Annotated in this window: 4 protein-coding genes; 3 read left to right on the top strand and 1 reads right to left on the bottom strand. The window is 70.4% G+C overall.

Translation table 11 applies throughout. The features are described from left to right. Positions 1 to 588 (top strand): aggregation-promoting factor C-terminal-like domain-containing protein (locus PINTE_RS24670; protein ID WP_068434307.1); only part of this gene is annotated, 588 nt, incomplete at its 5' end. Positions 589 to 844: 256 nt separating this feature from the next. Here PINTE_RS24670 and coaA read toward each other — a convergent pair. Beyond that, the gene (gene coaA, locus PINTE_RS20505) at positions 845 to 1,828 is read right to left on the bottom strand and encodes a type I pantothenate kinase (protein WP_068434311.1); all 984 of its coding nucleotides are present in this window, start codon (positions 1,826 to 1,828) and stop codon (positions 845 to 847) included. Between the two features lie 108 nt (positions 1,829 to 1,936). On the opposite strand from coaA, the gene glmS reads away from it, so the two are divergent. After that, positions 1,937 to 3,796, top strand: a complete 1,860-nt coding sequence (gene glmS / locus PINTE_RS20500) for a glutamine--fructose-6-phosphate transaminase (isomerizing) (protein WP_068434306.1) — start codon at positions 1,937 to 1,939, stop codon at positions 3,794 to 3,796. Positions 3,797 to 3,896: 100 nt separating this feature from the next. Further along, a partial coding sequence (locus tag PINTE_RS20495; protein ID WP_068434309.1) for a holo-ACP synthase occupies positions 3,897 to 4,226 on the top strand: 330 nt, incomplete at its 3' end.

Below are 4,226 nucleotides of genomic sequence, written 5' to 3'. Positions count from 1 at the left end.
GCCCCGGCGCAGGGCTCCGCCGCCGACCTCACCGACGGGATCGCCCAGATCGTCGCGCAGGCTCCGGCCCAGTCGTCGGCCGCTGCGGCTCCGATCCGCCCCGCCGCGGCCTACGCCACCGCCTCCTCGGCGGCCGCGCTGCAGGCCAAGTCGGCGCTGCACGTGAAGAACCAGCAGAACAAGGCCGCCCAGGCCAAGGCGCAGCGGGCCGCGAAGGCGAAGGACGCCAAGGCCGCCGTCGCCTCGGCCCGCGGCGAGCAGGCGTCGCGCAGCACCGCCCGCGTCTCCGGCTCCCCGCGCGCCGTCGGTCGCGCGCTGGTCGCCCAGCGGGGTTGGGGCGCCGAGCAGTTCGCCTGCCTCGACAAGCTGTGGACCAAGGAGAGCAACTGGCAGGGGAGCGCCAACAACCCGTCGTCGAGCGCCTACGGCATTCCGCAGTCGCTGCCGGGCAGCAAGATGTCGTCGCACGGCTCCGACTGGCGCACCAACCCGGCCACCCAGATCGCCTGGGGCCTGGACTACATCGACGACCGCTACGGCTCGCCCTGCTCCGCGTGGGCGCACTCGCAGGCCAACAACTGGTACTGACCCGATCGTTTCGCCGAATCGACGATCGCGAGGCGGGCGACGAGGGCTGCTTCGCAGGTGGGCTCCGCTGGGGAGGGCCGACCGATCGTCGATATGGCGAATCCGACAGGGGTCGGCTGGGGAGCCGACGGGGGACGGGGAAACGGATCCACCCGGGGGAGACGGGCAGATCCGGCGGCCGCGGCCGCCAGGCGAGAAGGGCACCGACCGAGCGGTCGGTGCCCTTCTCGCGAATGTGCTTCTCCCAATCGGGGATTCAGAGTTTGCGGAGCCGTACCCGCACGACGGAATGGTCGGCGCCCTTGGTGAGCACGGCGGTGGCGCGGCCGCGGGTCGTCAGCACGTTGGCCATGAGGTTGGGTTCGTTGATCGTGCGCCAGATGACCTCGGCGGTCTCGCGGGCCTGGCGGTCGGTCATCTGGGCGTATCGGTGGAAGTAGGACTCGGGTTTTGCGAAAGCCGTCTGTCGCAATTTGAGAAAACGGTCGACATACCAGCGCCGAATGTGGTTGACGTTGGCGTCGACGTAGACGGAGAAGTCGAAGAAGTCGCTGACGGCCAGGCCGGTGCGCCCGTCTTCGCGCACCCGGGGCGGCTGCAGCACGTTCAGGCCCTCGACGATGAGCACGTCCGGGCGATGCACGACGACCTCCTGGTCGTCGACGATGTCGTAGGTGAGGTGGCTGTAGACCGGCGCGCGCACCTCCTTGCTGCCGGCCTTGACCTCCGCGACGAACCGCAGCAGCGCCCGCTGGTCGTAGGACTCGGGAAAACCCTTGCGGTGCAACAGCCCCCGCCGTTCCAGTTCGGCGTTGGGGTAGAGGAAGCCGTCGGTGGTGACGAGCTCGACGTGCGGGGTCGAGGGCCAGCGCAGCAGCAGCTCGCGCAGCAGCCGCGCGGTCGTCGACTTGCCGACGGCCACCGATCCCGCGACGCCGATGATGAACGGGGTGCGTTCCGGGGTCTCGCCGAGGAAGTTCGTCGTCACCCGGTGCAGGTGGCCGGTGCCCTCGACGTAGTAACTGAGCAGCCGCGACAGCGGCAGGTAGACCTCTTCGATCTCCGACTGGTCGAGCCGCTCGCCGACGCCGGCCAGGCGCTCGAGGTCCTCCTCGGTCAGGCTCAGCGGGTGGTGGCGCCGCAATCGTGCCCAGTCCTCGCGGTCGAGTTCGACGTACGGTGACGGGATCGTCGCCACGGCAGCTCCGCCGTTGGCTCCGCGGGCATGCCGCGCCCGCAACAGGGACGCTTCGGTGGTGTCGGTGCCGGCCACATCGTCATTGTGCCGAATGAGAGGCGCGCGGTGCTTCGTCAAGGGACGCGGCTTGAGCCAAGTACGCTGGAAACCATGTGTGGAATTGTGGGGTACGTCGGTCCACGCGTCAGTGAACGCGCGTTGGACGTCGTGATGGAGGGGTTGGCCCGACTCGAGTATCGGGGGTACGACTCGGCCGGAGTCGCGCTCGTCGATCACGGTCACGTGGCCACGGCGAAGCGAGCGGGAAAGCTCGCCAATCTTCGACACGCGATCGAGGAGCACGCGCTGCCGGAGGCGGCGACGGCGATCGGGCACACCCGGTGGGCCACCCACGGTGGCCCGACCGACGAGAACGCGCACCCGCACCGCGGGGGCACCGACGGTAAGCTCGCGCTCATTCACAACGGGATCATCGAGAACTTCCACGCCCTCAAGAGCGAGCTGATCGAGGCCGGCGTGGACTTCCGCTCCGAGACCGACACCGAGGTCGCCGCCCACCTGCTGGCGCGGGCCTACGACGAGACCGGCGACCTGACCGAGGCGATGCGCCTCGTCGTCAACCGGCTCGAGGGCGCGTTCACGCTGCTCGCGGTGCACGCCGACGAGCCCGACAAGGTGGTCGCCTCGCGCCGCAACTCCCCGCTGGTCATCGGCATGGGAGACGGTGAGAACTTTCTCGGCTCCGACGTCGCCGCGTTCATCGGGCACACCCGCCACGCGGTGGAGATGGGCCAGGACCAGGTCGTCACGATCACGCCGGAGTCGGTGCAGGTCATCGGCTTCGACGGCACGCCCGCGGAGGGCAAGCCGTTCGAGGTGACGTGGGACGCCGCGGCGGCCGAGAAGGGCGGCTACCCGACGTTCATGGAGAAGGAGATCCACGAGCAGCCGCACGCGGTGGCCGACACGCTACTGGGCCGCACCGACGCCGAGGGCAAGCTGACGCTCGACGAGGTGCGCATCAGCGAGGAGGACCTGCGCAACATCGACCGCATCGTCATCGTCGCCTGCGGCACCGCCGCCTACGCCGGCATGGTCGCCCAGTACGCCATCGAGCACTGGGCGCGGATCCAGTGCGAGGTCGAGCTGGCGCACGAGTTCCGCTACCGCGACCCGGTGCTCACGCCGAGCACCCTCATCGTCTCGATCAGCCAGTCGGGCGAGACGATGGACACCCTCATGGCCGTCAAGCACGCCCGGGCGATGGGCGCCAAGACCGTGAGCATCTGCAACACGCACGGCGCGACGATCCCGCGGGAGTCCGACGCGGTGCTGTACACGCACGCCGGCCCGGAGATCGCGGTCGCCTCGACGAAGGCGTTCCTCGCGCAGATCACCGCGTGCTACATCCTCGGGCTCTACCTGGCCCAGCTGCACGGCGGCTCGGAGGCCCGCAACGCCGCCGAGGTCATGCGTCAGCTGCAGGAGATCCCGGAGAAGATCACCGACCTGCTCGGCCGGATGGAGCGGGTGCGCGAGATCGCCCGGTTCATGGCCGACACCCGCTCGGTGCTCTTCCTCGGCCGGCACGTCGGCTACCCGGTGGCGATGGAGGGCGCGCTCAAGCTCAAGGAGCTCGCCTACATCCACGCCGAAGGGTTCGCGGCCGGCGAGCTCAAGCACGGGCCGATCGCGCTCATCGAGCCGGGCCAGCCGGTGTTCATCGTCGTGCCGAGCCCGGAGAGCCCGCACAGCCTGCACGACAAGGTGGTCTCCAACATCCAGGAGATCCGGGCCCGCGGCGCGCGCACGTTGGTCATCGCCGAGGACGGCGACGAGTCGGTCGTGCCGTTCGCCGACGAGGTCGTCTACGTGCCGAAGGCGTGGTGGATGCTCGACCCGCTGCTGACCGTCGTGCCGCTGCAGGTGTTCGCCTGCGAGCTCGCGACGGCCAAGGGTCTCGACGTCGACCAGCCGCGTAACCTGGCCAAGTCCGTCACCGTCGAGTGACGCCCGGCTGCGGACCGGCCGTGGTTTCGGTAGCGGTCCGGTAGGGGTCGGGTAGCGGTCGGGTACGGTCGGGCATCGGCAGGGAGGCGGGCGTGTCGGCGTGATCGTCGGGGTTGGCATCGACGTGTGCGACATCGGGCGGTTCGAGCGCGTGCTGGCGCGCACGCCGGCGCTGCGCACTCGGTTGTTCACGCCGGCCGAGCGCGACCTGCCGATCGCCTCGCTCGCGGCCCGGTTCGCCGCGAAGGAGGCGCTGGCCAAGGCGATCGGCGCCAGCCCCGGGCTGCGCTGGACCGACGCGCAGATCGACCGGGGTGCCCACGGCGCGCCGTCGTTGCGGGTCAGCGGCACCGTCGCGGCGCGCGCCGCCGAGTTGGGCGTGACCGGCTGGCACGTCTCGCTGACCCACGACGGCGGGCTGGCCAGCGCC

It is taken from the genome of Piscicoccus intestinalis NBRC 104926, assembly GCF_001515525.1.
Taxonomy (GTDB): domain Bacteria; phylum Actinomycetota; class Actinomycetes; order Actinomycetales; family Dermatophilaceae; genus Kineosphaera; species Kineosphaera intestinalis.
The sequence above is the reverse complement of the archived record's forward strand: the minus strand, read 5'-3'. Positions and strand labels throughout refer to the sequence as shown.

Bases quoted from the DNA above. Each gene is read 5' to 3' on its own strand.
- glmS (WP_068434306.1), top strand. From the start codon at position 1,937: ATGTGTGGAATTGTGGGGTACGTCGGTCCACGCGTCAGTGAACGCGCG.